Origin of the sequence: Peribacillus sp. B-H-3 (assembly GCF_048572925.1) — a bacterium.
Classification (GTDB): Bacteria; Bacillota; Bacilli; order Bacillales; family DSM-1321; genus Peribacillus.
On sequence record NZ_CP183879.1, the window covers coordinates 2,810,823 to 2,830,192 of the forward strand.

General features: G+C 39.9%; 21 protein-coding genes and 1 pseudogene. 7 read left to right on the forward strand and 15 right to left on the reverse strand.

Going from position 1 to position 19,370, the window contains the following annotated elements; all coding sequences use genetic code 11:
* The first annotated feature begins 5 nt into the window (after nt 1-5).
* Nucleotides 6-965, forward strand: coding sequence for a D-2-hydroxyacid dehydrogenase (locus tag ACN6MY_RS13955; protein WP_419880739.1), 960 nt, complete (start codon nt 6-8; stop codon nt 963-965).
* A gap of 94 nt (nt 966-1,059) precedes the next feature.
* Here the strand turns inward: ACN6MY_RS13955 and ACN6MY_RS13960 are convergent, their stop codons facing one another.
* The 5 genes from ACN6MY_RS13960 to ACN6MY_RS13980 all read right to left on the reverse strand — a co-directional run bounded on the left by ACN6MY_RS13960 (nt 1,060) and on the right by ACN6MY_RS13980 (nt 4,914).
* Entirely contained in the window at nt 1,060-1,242 is a 183-nt protein-coding gene (locus ACN6MY_RS13960; RefSeq protein ID WP_419880740.1) for a hypothetical protein, read from the reverse strand.
* A 147-nt stretch (nt 1,243-1,389) separates the two neighbouring features.
* Nucleotides 1,390-2,274 carry a GNAT family N-acetyltransferase gene (locus ACN6MY_RS13965; RefSeq protein WP_419880741.1) on the reverse strand — a complete coding sequence of 295 codons (885 nt, stop codon included), beginning with the start codon at nt 2,272-2,274 and terminating at the stop codon, nt 1,390-1,392.
* A 27-nt stretch (nt 2,275-2,301) separates the two neighbouring features.
* Nucleotides 2,302-3,540, reverse strand: coding sequence for an MFS transporter (locus ACN6MY_RS13970; protein ID WP_419880742.1), 1,239 nt, complete (start codon nt 3,538-3,540; stop codon nt 2,302-2,304).
* The gene (locus ACN6MY_RS13975; RefSeq protein ID WP_419880743.1) at nt 3,503-4,033 is read right to left on the reverse strand and encodes a GNAT family N-acetyltransferase; all 531 of its coding nucleotides are present in this window, start codon (nt 4,031-4,033) and stop codon (nt 3,503-3,505) included. The genes ACN6MY_RS13970 and ACN6MY_RS13975 overlap by 38 nt, the downstream gene beginning before the upstream one ends.
* Nucleotides 4,034-4,302: 269 nt before the next feature.
* On the reverse strand, nt 4,303-4,914 hold the full coding sequence (locus ACN6MY_RS13980) for a TetR/AcrR family transcriptional regulator (protein WP_419880744.1): 612 nt from the start codon (nt 4,912-4,914) through the stop codon (nt 4,303-4,305).
* A 241-nt stretch (nt 4,915-5,155) separates the two neighbouring features.
* On the opposite strand from ACN6MY_RS13980, the gene ACN6MY_RS13985 reads away from it, so the two are divergent.
* Nucleotides 5,156-5,281 (forward strand): YjcZ family sporulation protein, encoded by a 126-nt coding sequence (locus ACN6MY_RS13985; protein ID WP_419880745.1) that lies wholly within the window; start codon nt 5,156-5,158, stop codon nt 5,279-5,281.
* 39 nt (nt 5,282-5,320) lie between these two features.
* Complete coding sequence (locus tag ACN6MY_RS13990) at nt 5,321-5,416, forward strand: YjcZ family sporulation protein (RefSeq protein WP_141770080.1); 96 nt, start codon at nt 5,321-5,323, stop codon at nt 5,414-5,416.
* A gap of 122 nt (nt 5,417-5,538) precedes the next feature.
* Here the strand turns inward: ACN6MY_RS13990 and ACN6MY_RS13995 are convergent, their stop codons facing one another.
* The 8 genes from ACN6MY_RS13995 to ACN6MY_RS14030 all read right to left on the reverse strand — a co-directional run bounded on the left by ACN6MY_RS13995 (nt 5,539) and on the right by ACN6MY_RS14030 (nt 11,151).
* Nucleotides 5,539-6,399, reverse strand: coding sequence for a DUF421 domain-containing protein (locus tag ACN6MY_RS13995; protein ID WP_419880746.1), 861 nt, complete (start codon nt 6,397-6,399; stop codon nt 5,539-5,541).
* 25 nt (nt 6,400-6,424) lie between these two features.
* Entirely contained in the window at nt 6,425-6,631 is a 207-nt protein-coding gene (locus ACN6MY_RS14000; RefSeq protein ID WP_071349659.1) for a DUF1657 domain-containing protein, read from the reverse strand.
* 34 nt (nt 6,632-6,665) lie between these two features.
* Nucleotides 6,666-7,679: a stage V sporulation protein AD gene (gene spoVAD, locus ACN6MY_RS14005; protein WP_419880747.1), complete on the reverse strand. Its 1,014-nt coding sequence runs from the start codon at nt 7,677-7,679 to the stop codon at nt 6,666-6,668.
* On the reverse strand, nt 7,679-8,158 hold the full coding sequence (gene spoVAC / locus ACN6MY_RS14010; protein ID WP_419880748.1) for a stage V sporulation protein AC: 480 nt from the start codon (nt 8,156-8,158) through the stop codon (nt 7,679-7,681). The genes spoVAD and spoVAC overlap by 1 nt, the downstream gene beginning before the upstream one ends.
* Nucleotides 8,159-8,276: 118 nt before the next feature.
* The gene (locus ACN6MY_RS14015; RefSeq protein WP_419880749.1) at nt 8,277-8,480 is read right to left on the reverse strand and encodes a DUF1657 domain-containing protein; all 204 of its coding nucleotides are present in this window, start codon (nt 8,478-8,480) and stop codon (nt 8,277-8,279) included.
* A gap of 103 nt (nt 8,481-8,583) precedes the next feature.
* Nucleotides 8,584-8,877, reverse strand: a complete 294-nt coding sequence (locus ACN6MY_RS14020; RefSeq protein ID WP_419880750.1) for a hypothetical protein — start codon at nt 8,875-8,877, stop codon at nt 8,584-8,586.
* Nucleotides 8,878-8,902: 25 nt separating this feature from the next.
* Nucleotides 8,903-10,627 carry a ubiquinone-dependent pyruvate dehydrogenase gene (gene poxB / locus ACN6MY_RS14025; protein ID WP_419880751.1) on the reverse strand — a complete coding sequence of 575 codons (1,725 nt, stop codon included), beginning with the start codon at nt 10,625-10,627 and terminating at the stop codon, nt 8,903-8,905.
* A gap of 248 nt (nt 10,628-10,875) precedes the next feature.
* Nucleotides 10,876-11,151, reverse strand: coding sequence for a hypothetical protein (locus ACN6MY_RS14030; protein ID WP_419880752.1), 276 nt, complete (start codon nt 11,149-11,151; stop codon nt 10,876-10,878).
* Nucleotides 11,152-11,332: 181 nt separating this feature from the next.
* Between ACN6MY_RS14030 and ACN6MY_RS14035 the strand changes: the two genes are divergently transcribed.
* From ACN6MY_RS14035 to ACN6MY_RS14050, 4 genes and pseudogenes are all read left to right on the forward strand, one after another.
* Nucleotides 11,333-12,073: a class I SAM-dependent methyltransferase gene (locus ACN6MY_RS14035; protein ID WP_419880753.1), complete on the forward strand. Its 741-nt coding sequence runs from the start codon at nt 11,333-11,335 to the stop codon at nt 12,071-12,073.
* A 38-nt stretch (nt 12,074-12,111) separates the two neighbouring features.
* Nucleotides 12,112-12,756 (forward strand): GDSL-type esterase/lipase family protein, encoded by a 645-nt coding sequence (locus tag ACN6MY_RS14040; protein ID WP_419880754.1) that lies wholly within the window; start codon nt 12,112-12,114, stop codon nt 12,754-12,756.
* Nucleotides 12,757-13,101: 345 nt separating this feature from the next.
* Nucleotides 13,102-13,725 (forward strand): TetR/AcrR family transcriptional regulator, encoded by a 624-nt coding sequence (locus ACN6MY_RS14045; protein ID WP_419880755.1) that lies wholly within the window; start codon nt 13,102-13,104, stop codon nt 13,723-13,725.
* Nucleotides 13,726-13,808: 83 nt separating this feature from the next.
* Nucleotides 13,809-16,893, forward strand: a pseudogene (locus ACN6MY_RS14050) (efflux RND transporter permease subunit).
* A 230-nt stretch (nt 16,894-17,123) separates the two neighbouring features.
* Here the strand turns inward: ACN6MY_RS14050 and ACN6MY_RS14055 are convergent.
* Together ACN6MY_RS14055 and ACN6MY_RS14060 are read right to left on the reverse strand one after the other, a co-directional pair.
* Nucleotides 17,124-17,792, reverse strand: coding sequence for a M42 family metallopeptidase (locus ACN6MY_RS14055; RefSeq protein WP_419880756.1), 669 nt, complete (start codon nt 17,790-17,792; stop codon nt 17,124-17,126).
* A 119-nt stretch (nt 17,793-17,911) separates the two neighbouring features.
* Nucleotides 17,912-19,153 (reverse strand): NAD(P)/FAD-dependent oxidoreductase, encoded by a 1,242-nt coding sequence (locus ACN6MY_RS14060; RefSeq protein ID WP_419880757.1) that lies wholly within the window; start codon nt 19,151-19,153, stop codon nt 17,912-17,914.
* Nucleotides 19,154-19,370 lie beyond the last annotated feature (217 nt).

Below are 19,370 nucleotides of genomic sequence, written 5' to 3' on the forward strand. Positions count from 1 at the left end.
GAAATATGGCAAAACGTAAACTTGTAATTACTCGTAATGTAGAAAAATCACTTGCTGAAAAAATCCAAAAGATCATTCCAGATTGGGAAGTGGTCTCTGGCAAAGAACCTGAAGTTTGGGAAAACCATCTGGATGATGCAGAAGTTCTGGCAGGCTGGAATCCGAATGTGAAAGATACTGTTTTAAACAGCAGCAAGCTTCGCTGGATTCAAACTTGGAGTGCAGGAGTTAACAATTTGCCTCTTAAAGATCTGAAAATGAAGGATATACTGATTACAGGAGCAAATGGTGTACATTCATACCCTATCTCTGAAACCATATTTGGACTTATTCTTTCGTTAACCAGGAAAATTCATACATATGTCAAGAATCAGCAATCCAGGAGATGGGATCATGCCAATATGAACGCAGAAATCCATGGGAAAACGATTGGTATTCTAGGAATTGGGGCAATCGGCCTTGAAACGGCTAAAATTGCAAAAGCCTTTGGTATGAAAGTGCTTGGAGTACGTCACTCAGGCCAGCAAGCTGAATTTGTAGACGAAATGTTTACTTCTGATAAATTGCATACCGTTTTGCCTCAATGTGATTATGTTGTGGTCACACTACCCCTGACAGAAGAAACTAAAGGAATGTTCGGCAAAAATGAATTCAGTTTAATGAAGCCGTCCTCGTTCTTTATCAATATCGGTCGCGGCTCAATAGCTGTTGAAAGTGAAATGATTGAAGCTCTTAAGAATCAGAAAATAGCTGGCGCTGGACTGGATGTATTCGAACAAGAGCCTCTTCCTGCAAATAATCCGTTATGGGAGCTTGAAAATGTAATCGTTACACCCCATACTGCAGGATCCACAGAATATTATGATAAACGGCTGATTGAGGAAATATTTATACCTAATCTGAAAGAATACGCACAAGGACAAGTGCCTTCTCTAAATCTTGTTGATTATAAAAAAGGGTATTAAAGAAAAATTTCATCTATCACAAATACACACACAGCCATAATGCCCTAATAATATGGGCTTTGGCTGTATGTGCTTTGCCGGGACAATATTTACATTACTCGCAGTCCAGGCATACTTGATTTTCCCTTAGAGTCATTGCCTCCCTTCTTAGACCATTTACTTTTGCGGCAATCAATCTTTCGGCCCTTTCACCGGCCATTTTGGCTTTTCTTTCAAGTTCCTGTCTTTGCAGCTTATATAATTCCATCCATTCATAATCATTTAACATGCTTTTCATCCCTCTCTCCCCTTGAATGTGTATTCTGCCTGAGTTTTGAGTTTTAGCATCTCAATCCCTCTTAATTATCTATCCGATATAAATATAACAAGGGACCCGGGCAGTTTAGCGGGATCATGTTTTGCTCCTGCTCCAAATGGAACACTTTTAAAGCAAGAGGTACATTTCATATTGAGCAAGTGCTGTTTTTTTGAATCCCGCTTTTTTAAAAAATCCTTCAGCAAGGCTATTATTGGGAAATCCCGCTTGGAGTTTTGCTGCATTCAGCTTCGTTATTCCTTCAAATAAAAGCTTGGTTGCTACTCCCTTTCCTCGATATCTTTTGTCTATATATAATAAACTGATATTTCCGCCACTGTTGACAGAAAGGCAGCCAATCACTTGTTCATCATTAAATGCAGCAAAATAACTGACATTATCGCTGCTTTCCAAATAAGGCAAATCGTTTTGCCAATTCATATGAAAATCCCAGTTATCGACAGCAGCACTGAATAATTGAAAATCAACCTTATCAATCCTAATTGAAGGATTTGTGTCAAGAGCTTGAAAACAAATTAATTCTTCAGGTTTTTCAGCTGCAAAATAGGATATATCGTATATTTTTTCATATCCGCATTTATGATAAAAAGAGATAGCCCTTTCGTTGCCTTTGATCACTTCTAAAAAAAGCTGACAGCAATTGTTTTCCTCCGCTGCTTTTTTATGAGCATCAAAAAGAATCCTGCTTATCCCGGTTCCGCGAAATTCAGCCGAAATGGCCATCGCCCCGCACCTCATTGTTTTTATACCATCAAAATATCTGATTCCTCCTAGAATCACACCGGCTGGTATATTTTCATAATAAGCGATATACGAAGTTTCAAGCTGATTTCCCTCAGGACCAAAAAATCTATCAATGAACACCTGCTGAGAAATTTTCATTGGAATAATATAATCAGAAAAACCAGCATCAAAAGCACTGTATACATCCTGAATTTTCGCATCGGAACATTTAACAATCACAAATTTTTCTGTTAAGCGATTAATTGCCATTCCTAACACTTCCTCTATTATTATTTTTTATATAGATTCATTTTCTATAATGGTTTTTTTTACATCCTGTCTTTTTGATAACAAAACAATGAAACCAAATAATACGGCTACTATCATTCCCCCGTGAAAAAAAAGAACAAGCATAGGCATTGATAAATGCCTTAGCACTTGAGCAGCTGCTGCAAATCCGGCAGCGAATCCCAGCCGATTTAGAAAGCTGGCTATGCCGAAGATTTTTCCCCGTATGCGATTTTCGGTTTTTTGCAGAATAGCATTAAAAAAGATACCTGTTCCTCCATCAAACATTCCCGTAATAAAAGCTAACACCGTAATATAAAAAATGGAGTTATTCCACATTAATAAAATAAATCCAATTGAGGCGAACATTGAAAAAACCATATAAGAAAGGAAAAAATTTTGGTGAAGCCGTTTCACTCCTGGAACAATGATGGTCGTTAAAATACACCCAAGGCCCCAGCATCCCCATATCATGCCCTGATAAAATGAGATATTTTCAGAGCTCAAGCTTTCAGATAAAAGAGGAATTCCAAGATTTTGTGAGCTTGCAGCAAAAGTCTGACATAGAAAAATAATAAATATCATTAACAGCAGCGGTCTATCCCTGACAAACCTGCAGGCTTCATGACTATCCCTAATCCAATGCTTCTGAACAGCCATAGAAACTGGTTTATTTAATTCACTCCATTTAATTTTGAGCAATGCTGCCCCTGAAAGAAAAAAGGAAAGGGCATCTATAACGAAAATACCCCGTGGATTTAAAACTTCAGCAAGAACAGCTGCCCCAAAAAAACCGATTACCATGGAAATTGCACTTAGCCTTGAAAGCAGCGAGTTTACCTTAACTACCTTTTCTTCTCCAAAAATTCGAGGTATCTCCGCATTGAAACTTACCGAAAAGAAGCTTGCGAATATTCCCATTAAAAATGCCGCTAAAAGCAGTGAAAATGGTGAAGGAAAAAAACAGAGTGTTAATATTATAACCCCTCTAATAAGATCACTGTAAACCATGATCTGCCGCCGGCTGCAGCGATCTGCTAGAATACCAGAAACTATGCTTGAGAGAATCCCTCCGAAAACTCTTGCCGACAATACTGCAGCAAGCCAGGCTGTGCTTCCCGTTTCGGAAAATATAACAGCATTCATAACCAGCATTTCCATCATGCTGCCCATGTCAGAAAAAGATTTAGTGTATAAAAAGTACGATTGTTTACCCATCTTTCCGGGGATTTTTGCAGTTGAGCTCATAATAGAATAAATCCATTCCCCGCCATCTGATTTCTTTCACATATGTCATTCCGGCTTTTTCCAGCACTCTTCTTGAACGATCATTATCATGCTTGATCAGTCCAATTAATTTCTTAAGTCGAAGTGTATAAAAAGCAAATGAAACCGAAGCGGCTGCCGCTTCACTTGCATACCCCTTTCCCCAGCTTTCCTTCTCAATTGCATATAAAAGCTCAACCTCTCCTAAGTCTGATATTTTATTCAAACCTATATGTCCGATTAAAGTACCATCCTTTTTGGTCAATGCCCAGGGTCCAAATCCTTCCTCGTCCCAATGTCTGATAAAATGTTTCATCATTGATTTTGCTTCTTCGTAGGTGTATGCCCCTCTTTTTGGAAGCCACTTCCCCACCTCATGCTGGGCAGCTATCGATGCATATTCTTCCATATCCTCAACAAGCTCGAACGGCCGCAGCACGAGTCTATCGGTTGTTAATGTGTTATTTACCATCATATAAAAAACCTCCATTTTTTTTATTCAAATAAACAAAACTGACTGTTAAGTTTATTTTATTCACTGCCACTGAAAATGTCAAACAATTTTTAGAATTATGCAAAACGGTCACATTCAAACATTGTAAAGCTCAATGAATCTTTTCGATGTGATGCAGAAAATATGCCCCAAAATTTTATGGAGAAATGGGTAATCCCGGAGAATTTATTCAGTTATTCATCACTAAAAAATCAGGAGGACCTTATTGGTCCAGCCTGATTTTTGGGGTTTTAGAGAAGGAGATAATTCATGTACATATCTTCAGCTGCTTCAAAATGTTCCCTATACGCGTAATCTTCTGCGACAACGGAATAGTGCAGGCAAATGCCATCAATCATTGCCCAAAACAAACTGCCGGCTGCTTCAGAAGATACCTCTTTTTTAAACTCCCCCTTCATTTTTCCTTCTTCTATAATTTTAGCCATAAAAAGCCTGTATTGTTCTTTGTACCGATTTTTCATAATTTCACGCAAATTATCCTGTTTTGCGGAATTGATCCAGAATTCCATATGAACACTGATTAAATTTCTCCATTCAGTTGTCTGCGGTCTTTCTTTATAGATGCGGAACAAAACTTGTATTTTTTCTTTGGCTGAAGAAATAGAAGTGAATCGTTCAATGAGCTGCTGAAAGGACTTGCTCGTCCGTTCTTCCATCAAAGATATGTATAGTTCTTCCTTACTTTTAAAATAATTATATATTAAGCCCTTGCTTGTTTTGGAATAAACAACAATATCATCCATAGTTGCTGCCTGATACCCTTTTTCGCCAAAACATTTTAAAGCGCTTTCCAATAAATGCTCGCGTTTCTTCTCTTTATAATCATCCGACACTTTTGGCATTTTAACTCTCCTTTACCGTGATTTTTATTAAACTGACTATTTAGTTTATCAAGAGTAAGTAATTATTTCAAATAATTTTCTTTATTTAATTGGTTTTATGCCTGAAAAGGGTTATTATCCTTCAAGCCCTTTCTCAATTATCTGGATGATTGTCCGTAACAACTGCTGTCTTGCTACATAACATAGCATTAGGAATTGCATTTATGCAGCTCCGAGTACCCTTTTAAGGAGGAAATATTCAATGTGCTTTGGCGGATGCGGATATGGATACACAGCACCTGTTTCTACCGGCTATGGTAGCGGCTTTGCACTAATCGTTGTGTTATTCATTTTATTAATCATCATTGGTTGCGTGTGCTGGTCTTAAGAAAAGCTATGGTCTTAAATAAGGAATGGAGGTATAAATATGGGTGACGGCGGTTACGGCAGCGGCTTTGCTTTAATAGTTGTTCTGTTTATTTTATTGATCATCATTGGATGTTCATGTGCAGGACTATACTAAAGTTTTAGGAACGTATAGTTAAAAGGACAGATTTTATCTGTTCTTTTTTCCTGGAGGATCACGGACAAGCCCCAAAACTCCAGTCGCAAAAAAAGACAGAGGATTGAAAAACCTCTGCTTTTTCAGCTTATTAAAATTGGTGTGACATCATCAATCGCTTTTTGCAGTTTTAAACTGTTTTTATGATACATATTCTTAGCATCCTGCGAGTCCGTTCCTAGGGCAAAGAGCTCTAAATCTGCCTGGCATTTTTTGAATGATGCCAACAGGAGCGGCCTTTCCTGCGGGGATGCTACCTTAAGTTTATCATCAAAAAGATCAACTGTCAGCTCTCCGTATGAGTCAATTTGGCCAAGAAATACATTTTCAACTGTAATACCCATTTTAGATAATTCCGTGTGCAGCCACTTGTGGTTCTTCCCTGCTGTAGATAATGGTTCATCCATTATTTCTCCATCCATAATGACAGCTTGGGATTCTTTAATGGGTGCAATATTCATTTGAAGATCTTTGGGGGTCAATGGTTGTTTTTCTTTTTTTAGCATTGCGGACAGGTCCCCGGTTGCTTCAAGAACGGCGAACTCAACATCTGCAACGTTAAATACATCCTTTTTCCGAAGCAGTTCAAGTAACTCGTCAGTAGTGTATTTTTCTTTTTTTAAGTTATCCTCCATGATTTTGCCGTCTTTAATAAATACTGTTCCTTTGCCTTCTACAAAACCACGGAATGATTTGCTTTTTAAAGATATCAAGCCTACTATAAAGGGCGCAAAAGCAAAGGTTGCTATCGAGACCACTCCATTGATGATGCTGTGTTCAATCTTTGTGGCCACTTCTGCGCCGATGCTTCCGATTGTAATGCCGGTAACATACTCAAAAAATGAGAGCTGAGAAATCTGTTTTTTGCCCAGCCACTTTGTAATAAAAAACAGGACAACTAAGAATAAGAAAGACCGGAAAATTATATTGATCCAATCAGGCATGCCTAACACCTCCTGCTTTAATGAGTTAAAATCCCTTGTAAGTTGGCTCTTCCTGCTCCATTTCCCCTGCTCTGCGCTCCATATCCAACACTATTTCATGCACAGTTATCATCGCTTGATGGAGTTTTCGCTGTGATTCTTCATCTTCTGTTCTTATAGCAAGGCCAGATAATTCAGATTCAATACCCTTCAGGCTAGCAAGACACTGTTTGACTGCTGATGCTGTTGTCACCTTCGTTCACCTTCAATCTTTATGTGTTTTTCATTCACGGCACCATGTCGGACTCAATGGACACTGCATGGGCAATGCATGGTATCGTTTCTTTTTGCTGAAAGGATAATGGAGATAGGAGAGCACCTGTTGCAACCACCAGAATTTTGTTTAATTCTCCTTTTTTCATGGAGTTCAGCAAGTGGCCATAAACAACTGTCGCCGAGCAGCCAGGACCGCTCGCTCCTGCAAGAACTGGCTGCCCTTTCTTGTATATCATCATTCCGCAATCCTTGTATTGACTTTCATTAATTTTGACTCCATGCTTTTTTAACAGCTGCAGAGACACTTCATGGCCAATACTCCCAAGGTCTCCAGTCACGATCAAATCATAATAAGAAGGGTCAATATTCCTTTCCTTAAAATGTGCCTCAATCGTATCTACAGCCGCCGGTGCCATGGCTCCTCCCATATTAAAAGGATCGCTTAATCCCATATCAATGACGCGCCCGACAGTTGCTGATGTAACACGAGGGCCATTTCCCTGGTCACTCAGCAAGGCAACGCCTGCCCCTGTAACTGTCCACTGTGCGGTTGGAGGTTTCTGCCCTCCGTATTCTGTGGGATACCGGAATTGTTTTTCAACAGCTGCGTTGTGACTGGATGCTCCGGTCATTAAATACTTGGCACCGGAAGTATTGACAAGGTATGCTCCAAGAGCGAGCCCTTCCATTGAAGTCGAGCAGGCTCCAAATAAGCCTAAATATGGAGTTCCCATGGTTCTTAACGCAAAGCTTGTAGGTGTAATCTGGTTGATAAGATCTCCGCCCAGGAAAAATTGAATCTGCTCTTTTTGAAGCCCAGCTTTCTCTATCGCTTTTTGGCAGGCTTCCTCTAAAAGAACTCTATGAGCCTTTTCATAGGAATCCTGTTTAAGCCACAAATCTGCATGAAGCAGGTCAAAGTCATCTGATAGCGGCCCGTTTGCTTCAAAAGGCCCCCCTATTGCTGAGGAGGATATAATTGCTGGCTTGTTTTCGAAAATCCACGTACGGTGTCCTGCAAGCATTATAAACCACCCCACTTGATAAGGATTGTCTTAATCATGGCAACTACAAAGGCGGAAAAAACTCCAAAAACAATGACAGAACCTGCTAATTTAAAAATATTTCCTCCAACACCTAGTACAAATCCTTCTGTACGGTGCTCAATTGCAGCTGATATAACAGCGTTCCCGAAACCGGTCAACGGTACTGCCGATCCGGCACCTGCAAACTGGGCGATCCGATCATAAATTCCAAATCCTGTTAAAAGCATGGACAAAAAGATCATTGTACCTGCAACGGGATTTCCGACTGTCTGGCCTGTAAAGTTAAAAAAGTGCATATACACTAAGGAAATAGCTTGGCCAATCAGGCAAATGAGACCTCCAATTACAAATGCCCGTATGCAATTCATAAATACAGGCCTCTTTATTTCAATCTGTGATTGCAGTTTTTGATATTCCTGCTGCACAGGGGTCAGTTTTTTCTTTTTACTGCTGGACATATAAACACCTACTTTTAATCTTGATATATGATGTCTTGGGTTGTATGTAATAATTAAACCAATCCATATTGTTCATATAAAAGGGCTGGCTGAGAATGCCAGCCCCTTTTGGTGCGGATTATTGTTTATATTGCGGTTCTTCCTGCTCCATTTCCTGAATGCGCGGAGAAAGACTATCAACAAGTGATTGGGTTTGCTGGGCTGCATCCTGGTAAAGCTGTTTTGCTTGCTGGTTATCTGTTCCAAGAGCAAAAGCTTCAAAGTTAGCTTGGGCGCTCTTTAAACCTGCCAGTGTGGTTTTGACCTGGTTGATTACAGTCATTGGGTTTTCATCTCCTTTTTCGATATTGCTTACTATAATAGGATGATAAAAATTGCCTTGTTTTATGTTTTCTAATTTTAACCAAATGGAAGCGGGAAAAGGATCATCTCATTACAATCTCAATATTTCCACAATCAATTCTCCCATTTTGAATGTCATTTAAGCTGATTTCACATTGTGCAGCAATCCAGCCGGCATATATATCTTCGATTGAAATGATGCATTTGCTTTTGCCAGATGGCCTCGAGGTTATAGAATAATGATCTTTTAATGCTGAAATGTCTCTGATTTCTAATTGGTCAATTTCTCTGAGTTTTTTTTCATTCCATACTGCATTCAATTTAAATTCACCATCCCCGTCCAGACTGGCCTCAATCCTGAAACAATTAAATTCCATGCTGTTTCTCCTTTATTCAGACTCATTATCTCCTTAAATTAGTTTTGGCTAGTTCGATCAATTCGCTTCCATGTCCATTTAAAACCGCCTTTAGCATCCACAAAGTAAAACCTTGTGCTTGTTCAAATTTGATTTTTGGAGGAAGAGAAAGCTCTTGGCGGTTTACAGTGATATCAAGAAGTGCTGGCCCATCGTGTGAAAAGGCTGAACGAATTGTTTCTTCCAGCTCTCCAGGGTCTTCTGCACGGAAGCCTTTAATGCCAAGTGCTTCAGCGACCGCAGCAAAATTCGGGTTATCTAGGCTTGTACCTGTTTCTAAATAGCCGGATGCCTTCATTTCCAATTCAACAAAGTTCAATGATGTGTTATTGAACACCACAATTTTAACTGGCAGATTATATTGTTTAAGAGTAAGCAAATCACCCATAAGCATGGAAAGACCCCCATCCCCGCACAGTGCAATAACCTGCCTTCCTTTTTTGGAGGTCTGTGCCCCTATAGCCTGCGGCAAAGCATTGGCCATTGTTCCGTGATTAAAGGACCCAAGCAGTCTCCTTTTCCCATTCATTTGAAGATATCGGGCTGCCCATAATGTCGGAGTGCCTACATCACAAGTAAAAATAGCGTCTTCCTCTGCCAGATCACTTACAAGTTTGGTAAGGTATTGAGGATGAATCGGTTTTCTTCCTGGTTTTCCTGCTGCCAGCTTATCGAGCCCCTTTCGAACTTCTTTATAATGATCCGTGTATTTATCAAGATGGCTGGAATCATGCTCTTTTGTTAAGTATGGAAGCAGGCATTCTACAGTATCTTTGACATTTCCGCATAGGCCCATTGTTAAGTCAGCTCTTCTTCCAAGATGCTCCGCACGGATGTCGACTTGAAGGATGACTGCTTTTTTGGGGAAGAATTGCCGGTACGGAAAATCAGTGCCAAGCATTAGCAAAACATCACAGTTCATCATTGCGTGGTAGCCGGAAGAATAGCCGATAAGACCCGTCAGGCCAACAGAATATGGATTGTCATACTCTAAATGTTCTTTCCCTCTTAAAGCGATTACCATTGGAGACTTAAGCTTACTGCATAGTTTCATCAATTCACTATGAGAGCCTTCGCACCCTGCCCCGCATAATAATGTAATTTTGTTGCCATGGTTGAGATATTCACCCAGCCGGCTCAGTTCTTCTTCAGATGGCCGGATCACTGGATTTGTAAGGTGGATGACTTGGTCAGGAACTGTTTCGGTATCCGGCAAAGCCGCAATATCACCAGGAAGAACCAAAACGGATACCCCCTTTTTGGATACTGCCTGCTGAAGGGCAAGTGTTACAAGACGCGGCATTTGTTCAGGTCTTGTCATGACTTCAGCAAAATGGCTGCAGTCTTTGAATAACTGTTCCGGCCGTGTCGCTTGAAAATAGTCTCCACCTATTTCGCTGCTTGGTATATGAGCAGCGATGGCGAGTACAGGAATCCGGCTTCGGTGGCAATCATACAATCCATTGATTAAGTGTAAATTTCCCGGTCCGCTGCTGCCTGCACAAACAGCAATGCTTCCAGTTAAAATGGAATCTGAACCTGCTGCAAATGCGGCCACTTCTTCATGGCGCACAGAAATCCATTCGATTTTTCCTGACCTTCGGATAGAATCAAGGACGGCATTCAGGGAATCTCCAACAATTCCATAAATTCGTTTTACTCCGGCATGAAGCAATGAATCGATTAATAAATCAGCAATTGTTTGTTTCATATTGACATCTCCTTATGTACCGGTATTTAGAGAAAGCTTCTCTAAAAAGCAGGTTACTTCCATTTCTATTCTTTATCGGAAGATTAAGGGCTATACACTGTAAATGCTAATTGTATCTCAGTTATGTTATGTATCAGGAAAAAAGTAAAGAGGCGCTGAAAGCACCTCTTATTAACAATATTTTCTTCCTCTTCTCCAGTATTCTTTGCTCTGCACATTCTTGATAAAAATTCGCTGTATTTTTCCATTCACCATAAAAATGCAAGAAAAGCAAGAGATGTAATGGCGCCTAATGCGAAACCTGCCGCTGCTCCGCCCCAGCCCCAGCCCCAGCCGTAGCCACCTCCGTATCCATAACCGTAGCCCCGATAATTATTGCCTCCTCCTCTTAGAGGCCGGATGTAAACCTTGTTAGGAGTTACCCTTTCAATAATGCCCCGGTGAACTGTGCCCCGGTTAGTTCGTATTTCAACTGCTCTGCCGATACCATTTTTACACATTCCATAGTAGTTATTATTTCCCATAATGTGGTATGCACCTCCTTTTTTTATAGAATATGCAAGAGGTTTTTTTTCGAATGGACATACACACATAATAGAGCTAAAAAACAGTGATTTTCTGTTAAAGGTGATATATATGCCCATTCATCTCATTACTGCATACATAGTATAAAAACAAATAACAAACTCAATAGGAGATGAAGCCGTGAATCTGACCTATCAGGATGTCCTGGCATTTTACGGTATTGAAGGCGCCCATCCGGGAGGCTTCGGGCTTACAAAGAAGATATTGGCAAAAGAAAAAATATCGGATAAGACAACTGTGCTTGATGCCGGATGCGGAACGGGGCAAACAGCTTCCTATCTTTTCAGGACATTTTCGTGCCCGGTTACAGCTATTGACAAGCATCCTGAAATGATCAAAAAAGCTTTACAGCGCTTTAAGCATGAAAAAATTCCGATTCAGATCTTACAAAGTTCGATGGAGGCGATGCCATTTGATGATGGCAGCTTTGATTATATTATCGCCGAGTCATCAATAGCCTTTACGAATATTAATAATACCCTGAGAGAGCTTTACAGGGTCCTTAAAACAGGAGGTGTCTTGCTTCATATTGATATGACTGCAGAACCCTCATTAAAAAAAGAAGAAAAGGCAGAATTGAAAAAGTTTTATCAAATGAAAGAAATTTTCACAGAGAAGGAATGGCTGAAGGCTCATAATTTAGCGAATTTCAAAGGTGTACAGATCCTTAAATCGAATACCATATTAAAGGAATTAGAAGAGATGCCGATATCAGATTTTGCAAATATGCCTCCTGCCCCTCAAGAGTTTGATGAAATTATGCATAAGCATCAGCTTTTGACATTATCACATGGCGATAAGCTTGGGTACCGGGCATTCAGGGCAGTAAAGTCAAGCTCTTTAAGAAGTCAATTCAGCTAAAGTAGCTGCTGATATAAAATGTGTATTGGAGGAATAATATGGCCATTCACTTTACAGCTTTGGGAGATTCCCTGACAATCGGTACAGGAACCCCTCTTTTCTCTCCCGGTTTTGTTCAAAGATTTAAAAAAATGCTGGAAGAGGACCTGCAAGAAAGAGTAGCTCTTCAGGTCAAAGCCCGAACGGGGATTGAAACAGAAGATATCTCCAGATTCCTTAATAACCGGTTTGTCGTACAGTGGGTAGAGAGTGCAGATGTGATAACAATTACAGGCGGAGGAAATGATTTAATTCACGCCCTGAGAAAATATGAGCAGCATAGGGATGAAAAAATTTTCCTTGAAACATTGGATTCTGCTCAGCAAAATTTTTCAGAGATTATATCTAAAATATATAAAATAAAACGGAATAACGATTCGCCATATGCGGTCAGGATTCTTAATCTGTATAATCCGCTTCCTCAAGTCAGCTTAGCTGATAGGTGGATCACAAATTTCAACGAGCACATCCAGAAGTTCGGCAGCGCCCCTCACGTTGAGATTGCCAACATATACGCAGCTTTTAAAGGCCGTGAAAAAGAATTGCTTTCGATGGATGGGGTCCATCCAAATAGCCTTGGCTATCAGATCATGGCCGAAACGCTAAGAAAGCTTGGATATAGCTTTGTTGCAAGCCCCCAATAAAACAAAAAGGAGCCTAGTTTAAAGTGTACCCGTTGTAAGGGACATTTTAGTTAATGAGGCCCCTTTTTGTTTTTTTATAATTCTCGCTCTGTTGGCCACGTATTCTTAAGGAGCTAATTCATTAATTGATTCACATGATGATTATTTTGTCGAAAGTTTTACTTAGCACATTCACTGCAGGTTTTGAATTGTAATGAAGTAAGAATGATGGTATTCTTCAAGTAACTTAGGGTCCAAAAGAGGCCTGTAGTATTTTTTCCTTATCAGTTGATAAATTAATTTCAGTCATTTTTAGAAAGGAGCCTGTTTTACGCTCCGAGTGAGCTTGCAAAGGAGATCTTCAATATGAAAAAAAGACACGATTCTTCAGAAATCAGCATGGGCGAAACCAGGAGCACCATCATAAGCACGGCCCGGAAATTATTTATGGAGCTTGGCTACAGGGCAGTTTCCACAAGGAAAATTTCTGAAGCATGCGGCTTGACACAGCCTGCATTATACCATCATTTTTCTAATAAAAATGATTTATATGTGGCTGTTTTGCAGGATGAGCTAAAGACGGCTCAATCTGCCATTGAACGAATCATAAAAAGATCAAGCAGTATTGAAGAAAGGCTTTACGAGGTCATTCACTATATTTTGGTGAACAGTCCTCAAAACCTTTCGCAAATGTTTCATGATATTAGGCACGAGCTGCCGGAAGAATTTCAGCCATCCATCGAAAAATGGTGGTTCAACGCATATCTGCTGCCAATTGCTGGGATTTTTGAAGAAGGGCTGAAAAGCGGGATGCTAAAAGATTCTGCAGGCTTAGAAACAAATCCAGTTAGCATGTCATATATATTACTTAGTATGCTGAGCTACTCCTTTCCTATTAAAAATCTTACAGAAAAAGAAATTAAGGAAAAAACCATGAAGCAAGCAAAGTTAGTTGTCCATGTCCTACTTTATGGCCTGACAGGCAAATAGCCCGACCAGTTTACTGTACTTGTTTGCAAACTGTTTATCATTTGATAAGTAAAATACAAAGATGAAATGAGGGGAAATTCCGGATGAGCTTTTTAACAAAATTCAGTTTGAAAAATGCTGTAGCCATCTTTATCATTTCTTTTTTATTTATTTTGGGAGGGATTTATTCTTTTTCAAAGCTTCAGGTAACCCAGTTTCCTGATATTGAGTTCCCGCAGATTACCGCAGAGATCGTGTATCCAGGTGCTTCACCGGATGATGTCAGCACTCAGGTAGTTTCTAAATTAGAAGATCAATTCAAGTCAATTGAGGGTGTCAAAACCATTCAAAGCTCCGCTTACGAAAGCGTGGGAGTTGTGAATGCAGAATTTCCATTTAATACAGATTTAGATAAAATTGAACAGCAAATGAATTCTCTTGTAAAAGATGCGGGTTTGCCTGACAAAGTTAGTGTGAAGCTTAATCGATTGTCTTTCGGCTCTTTCCCTATTTACAATATTTCTCTATTTGGCAAAGGCTTAACCAATATAGATAAGCTGCTTAAAGAAGATGTTATCCCAGAGCTGAAAAAAATAAATGGAGTGAACAGTGTCTCAGTAGGCGGCTTTAAGGATCAATTGGTGCAGGTAACCGTCGACAAAAAAAAGGCGGCAGAATCCGGTTTAAGCCTAAGCTCCATTAAAGATCAAATCAATGAAAAATTCATTTCATTCCCAGCGGTCCAATTGAAGGATTCTGATGTAAAAATCCCGATCCGCGTAGAAGAAAAATTGGATACAGTAAAAGAACTGGAAGGCTTGCGGCTTAATTCCACCATTGCCCAGGCAGCTGCCAAGAATAGAGGACAGCCCGGCAGCAGCGCAGGACAAGGACAGCAGCCGGCAGCAGCGAAGCCCATTTTGTTAAAAGATATAGCCAAAGTGGAAACTGTTACAAAGCAGGAGGAAAAAACGCGGTATAACCTTAAAAGCTCGCTGTCTATGGCTATTACAAAAAAACAGGATGCCAATACAGTTGAAGTGGCTGACGGGGTTATGAAGGTATTAAAAAAATATGACAATAAGCTCGATTATTCTATCGGTCTTGATTCAGCAAAAGACGTAAAAAAATCTGTATCTTCTCTTGTTAAAGAGGGCCTTCTTGGAGCTTTATTCGCATCCATTGCCGTCCTCCTTTTCCTTAGGAATATCCGGGCGACATTAATTGCGATTATATCAATCCCTCTCTCCCTGCTTATATCAGCGATTTTCCTTAAACAGCTGGATGTGTCGCTTAATATAATGACTTTGGGCGGTATGGCTGTTGCAGTCGGCCGGGTAGTGGATGATAGCATCGTTGTCATTGAGAATATATTCAGGAGGGTACGTAAATCTCCAGAAGGGATGACCAATAATGTCATTCTGGAATCAACGAAGGAAATTCTGAAGGCTGTTACCTCTTCTACGATTACTACTGTCGTTGTATTCCTCCCTCTTGGTTTTGTAGGGGGAATTACAGGGAAGTTCTTCCTTCCTTTTGCACTGACTATTGTTTTCTCGCTTCTTGCCTCATTATTAGTGGCAGTAACCATCGTCCCTATTATGGCGAAGTTTGCCTTCAAGAAAATACCAAAGGAAGAAAGAGAAGGGGCTCTTCAGCGAGTTTACGGCAGAATGATATCTGCTTCTCTTAATCATAAGATCATCATTTTAATTGTTTCATTATTATTGTTAGCTGGTTCTTTTACCATAGTGCCCACTCTTGGCTTTACTTTCATACCGAATGAAGAACAGCGCACATTAAACGCCTCCATTGAACTCCCGGCAGCGTCTTCATTAGAAAAAACAGATAAAGTTTCAAGGGATATCGAAAAAATGCTCGATGAAAAAGAGTATGTTAAACAAGTAACGGCAAGCATCGGCAGCCGTGATTACCAAACTAACCTGAAGCTTGAAAATAAGGCAAGCTATTTTATTAATTTAAAAGAAAATGCAGATGTAGAAGCTTCAATTAAAAAGCTTCAAAAAGAGTTTGAAAAAATCACCGAAAATGATGCTCCCAAAACGAAAATTACAATAGCAGAGCTCAACACCAGCGGTCCCCCAACTAATAATAATGTAGATATCGACCTCTATTCGAACAATCTGGATGCTTTGCAAAAGGCTTCCAAACAGGTTGAAAACTACATGAATAAAGACAAAGACCTGAAATATGTTACAAATAATTTCTCAGACAAACAAACTCAGTATCTGGTTGAAATAGACCCTGAAAAAGCAGCTGCCCTTGGATTAAGCGGAGGACAGATTCTCGGTACTATCAATGACCAGACGAGCCCAGTGGATGCCGGTGAGCTTAAGCTTAATGGAAAACTTCAAAGCGTCCAGCTTTCATATAGCGAAGGCCTTAACTCGCCGGATGATTTGAAGAAAGTGATGATTTTTTCAAATAAAGGCCCTGTCCCATTATCGAAAGCGGCGAATGTGAAAAAGTCAGACAGCTTTACTTCTATTCAAAGACTTGATGGCAAGGTATACGCCCGTGTAACCGCACAGGTAAAAGGGAATGATGTGCAGGCGGTTACGAAAAAAATATCTGATGGGGTTAAATCAGAATCTTAGCCTTCCTAAATCTGTGTCACTTGAAAGCGGCGGAGGAAGCGACGATACGGCCCAGGTATTCCAAAGCCTTGGCATTGCAATTGCCGTAGCTATTGGTCTTGTGTATCTGACTATGTTAATCACATTTGGAAAAGCACGTATACCATTTGTTATCCTTTCGTCCCTCATATTTGTCCCAGTAGGTTCATTAATTGGATTATTTATTACAAAAGAGCCGTTATCGGTAAGTGTAATGATAGGATTCTTAATGCTTATCGGAATTGTAACCACCAATGCCATAGTGCTTGTAGACAGAGTCGGGCAAAACCGCGACCGTGGCATAACAATCCGTGACTCGCTGATTGAAGCAGGAAAAACTAGGCTCCGCCCTATATTAATGACTGCTTTTGCAACGATTACAGCATTGATACCATTGACACTAACATCTTCTACAGGAACCTTAATTTCAAAAGGCCTTGCAATCACAGTAATCGGGGGGCTTACATCTTCAACATTGTTAACATTAATCATTGTTCCTGTTGTATATGAGCTTTTTTTCTTTAAGAAAGCTAAAAAACAGCGAAAACAGTAAAACTAATTATGGGCAGCCCGCGAGAATCCGGGCTGCCTTGTTTTTGAGAGTTTTAGTTTGCAATAATTATCACATCACGGGACTCCTGATTTGGAAGTGGATTTCCTTTGCAAAAAAACGATATTATTTACTTTTTTATTTTAGACTGTTTAAGTATAGGAGCGAAAAAGCAGAGTTTGTTCCATGGAGGAAATAACCCTGCTTTTTGTTATGTTTATCTATTTGGGATATCAAAATGGAAAAGATTGGTTTTCCTCCATGCTGAGTATAAAGGCTTTCAGTAAATTTTTTGTTGCTTCCAAATCACCGAGGTCGATGAATTCTGCAGGAGAGTGGGCATATCTTGAAGGGATAGAAAGAACGCCTGTTGGAATGCCTCGATTTGCATAGTTCACTGCCCCGCCGTCTGTACCGATTCCAGGGAAAACCTCGAGCTGGTATGGGATGTTTTCTGATTTTGCCAAAGAAATAAGGAGATTTTTCATAGTTCTAGGTACAATTAGACTGAAATCCATAACCTTTATTCCTGTTCCAGCACCAAGCATTAAGCTGTGATCCATGGTCTCTTCTGGGGTATTACTGACTGCTGTCGTATCGATTGCTATTGCTGCGTCTGCCATAATATGCTCTGATGCTGTTTTAGCTCCCCGCAAGCCTACTTCTTCCTGTACCGCAAAGAGAAGGACAATTTCACCTGCGAATGATGTTTCATTTAATTCTTCCATAGCTTGGATCATTACTGTACATCCTGCACGATCATCCAATGCTTTAGAACGGATTTTAGGCTTTTCCTCAGGGCCTATCAATTTAAAATTTGGTTCCCAAGTAACCGGCGTACCAATTTCAATACCAAGGCTTTCTGCTTCCTCTCTGGAGGATGCACCTATATCAATATACATTGCAGATTTTGAGTATCTGCGAGTATGAGCTACATGACTATTTATTATAAATTACCAAACCAATCTATTAGCATTCAGGAAATATATCAAAATAAAAAAACAGGCTAGCGCCTGCTTTTCTAAATTGCTGCAATAGACTCTTTCCGGGCTTTTCCGCCAGATCTGTACAGCTCTATGTCTGGATGTGATCCTTTTGTAATTAAATCCCGGATGATTTGAGAAAGAATAATACTGTACACTGTTCCATTTCCGCCGTATCCCAGCAGGAAATAGCAATTTGGATAGTTTTCATACATTCCTATTGTAGGTAGTCCATCCTTGCTTTCCCCAAAAAAAGCTCCCCAGTAAAATTCTGCTTCCACATTACCCTGAAGCGAAGGAAATAGTTTGATGAGCTCTTCAATAAGCTTATCTCTTTTATGAATGATCATGGAATCTCTTTTGTTCCTGTATGTGGTATATTCATCAAGGCCCCCTATTATTATGCGCCGGTCTGCTGTTCGGCGTGCATAGATATAGGGCCGTGCCGTTTCCCATATCATCATGTCTTCTTTCCACCCGATGTCATCATAGATAGGGTTCGTGGCAATTGCATAGGAACTGACTACTTGAGCATTGCTGTCTGACACCTCTTCCTGTGCTTCGTAGCCTGTTGCAAAAATAACCTTATCAGCAGAAATGGAAAACCCTTGATCTGTATATAATATCGTTTTATTTTCTTTTAATATTTTCCCATTAATCCTGGTGTTTGAAAAAATCCTTACCCCCTTGTCCTGGGCATATTTAATTAAATAATGGGCATTTTTATAAGGATTAATTTCTGCATCTCCATCTGTAATTAGTGCGGCTGGTTTTGAAAAAGGAAAGCTTTTATTTATTTCATTTTCTGTCAGGTACGTTGCAGGAAAACCATATTTTATTAATTGCTGATATTCTTCTTGGAGCATTGGAACATCTTTATTGTCGGAAGCAAAGTAAAGGCTTTTGCGAAAACTGAAATCCGGATCTTCATCGAGGCTTGGAACAATTTTGTTTCCCAGAGTCTGAAGGGCTTGGGCACAAAGATTGACATGCCGCACTGCAGCTTCCGCCCCAAAAGTATTTATAAGGGAAGTCAAGGACTTATCATTCGAAAATTGAAGCAGGCCGGTATTTGCAGATGTGCTTCCGCCGCTTATGTCTCTTTTATCCACAAGGACCACCTTTAGTCCTGTTTCAGCCATAAAATAGGCACAATGAGCACCTGAGGATCCGCTTCCGACAATAACAACGTCACAAGTGATATCTTCCTCTAATGGAGGAAACTCCATATTTTCTTCGAGTGTTCCGTTCCAATATAATTTTCCTGTATTCAAATCCATAATCAATTCCTCCTGCATCTTTACATCCATACTGGATAATTTCCCTAACAGTTAAAAAAGCAAACCTTCAAATATGTTGGTAAGTGGAAGAGTAGAATGTTTGCCTATTTTAGATAGTAAAGCTACATGTATGAATCTGGCAGGAACAATGAGGCGATTAATTAGAAATGGTTAAGATAAATATCAAGTAGTAATATTTTATAACGGAAGAATCAAA

Excerpts from the sequence above, each read along its gene's own strand:
- ACN6MY_RS14045 (WP_419880755.1), top strand. The coding sequence starts at position 13,102 with ATGAAAAAAAGACACGATTCTTCAGAAATCAGCATGGGCGAAACCAGG.
- spoVAC (WP_419880748.1), bottom strand. The coding sequence starts at position 8,158 with ATGTCCAGCAGTAAAAAGAAAAAACTGACCCCTGTGCAGCAGGAATAT.
- ACN6MY_RS13955 (WP_419880739.1), top strand. The coding sequence starts at position 6 with ATGGCAAAACGTAAACTTGTAATTACTCGTAATGTAGAAAAATCACTT.
- ACN6MY_RS14015 (WP_419880749.1), bottom strand. The coding sequence starts at position 8,480 with ATGACTGTAATCAACCAGGTCAAAACCACACTGGCAGGTTTAAAGAGC.
- ACN6MY_RS13970 (WP_419880742.1), bottom strand. The coding sequence starts at position 3,540 with ATGAGCTCAACTGCAAAAATCCCCGGAAAGATGGGTAAACAATCGTAC.
- ACN6MY_RS13965 (WP_419880741.1), bottom strand. The coding sequence starts at position 2,274 with ATGGCAATTAATCGCTTAACAGAAAAATTTGTGATTGTTAAATGTTCC.
- ACN6MY_RS13985 (WP_419880745.1), top strand. The coding sequence starts at position 5,156 with ATGTGCTTTGGCGGATGCGGATATGGATACACAGCACCTGTTTCTACC.
- ACN6MY_RS13995 (WP_419880746.1), bottom strand. The coding sequence starts at position 6,399 with ATGCCTGATTGGATCAATATAATTTTCCGGTCTTTCTTATTCTTAGTT.
- ACN6MY_RS14055 (WP_419880756.1), bottom strand. The coding sequence starts at position 17,792 with ATGTATATTGATATAGGTGCATCCTCCAGAGAGGAAGCAGAAAGCCTT.
- ACN6MY_RS13960 (WP_419880740.1), bottom strand. The coding sequence starts at position 1,242 with ATGAAAAGCATGTTAAATGATTATGAATGGATGGAATTATATAAGCTG.
- poxB (WP_419880751.1), bottom strand. The coding sequence starts at position 10,627 with ATGAAACAAACAATTGCTGATTTATTAATCGATTCATTGCTTCATGCC.
- ACN6MY_RS14040 (WP_419880754.1), top strand. The coding sequence starts at position 12,112 with ATGGCCATTCACTTTACAGCTTTGGGAGATTCCCTGACAATCGGTACA.
- ACN6MY_RS14030 (WP_419880752.1), bottom strand. The coding sequence starts at position 11,151 with ATGGGAAATAATAACTACTATGGAATGTGTAAAAATGGTATCGGCAGA.
- ACN6MY_RS13990 (WP_141770080.1), top strand. The coding sequence starts at position 5,321 with ATGGGTGACGGCGGTTACGGCAGCGGCTTTGCTTTAATAGTTGTTCTG.
- ACN6MY_RS14060 (WP_419880757.1), bottom strand. The coding sequence starts at position 19,153 with ATGGATTTGAATACAGGAAAATTATATTGGAACGGAACACTCGAAGAA.
- spoVAD (WP_419880747.1), bottom strand. The coding sequence starts at position 7,679 with ATGCTTGCAGGACACCGTACGTGGATTTTCGAAAACAAGCCAGCAATT.
- ACN6MY_RS13980 (WP_419880744.1), bottom strand. The coding sequence starts at position 4,914 with ATGCCAAAAGTGTCGGATGATTATAAAGAGAAGAAACGCGAGCATTTA.
- ACN6MY_RS13975 (WP_419880743.1), bottom strand. The coding sequence starts at position 4,033 with ATGATGGTAAATAACACATTAACAACCGATAGACTCGTGCTGCGGCCG.
- ACN6MY_RS14020 (WP_419880750.1), bottom strand. The coding sequence starts at position 8,877 with ATGGAATTTAATTGTTTCAGGATTGAGGCCAGTCTGGACGGGGATGGT.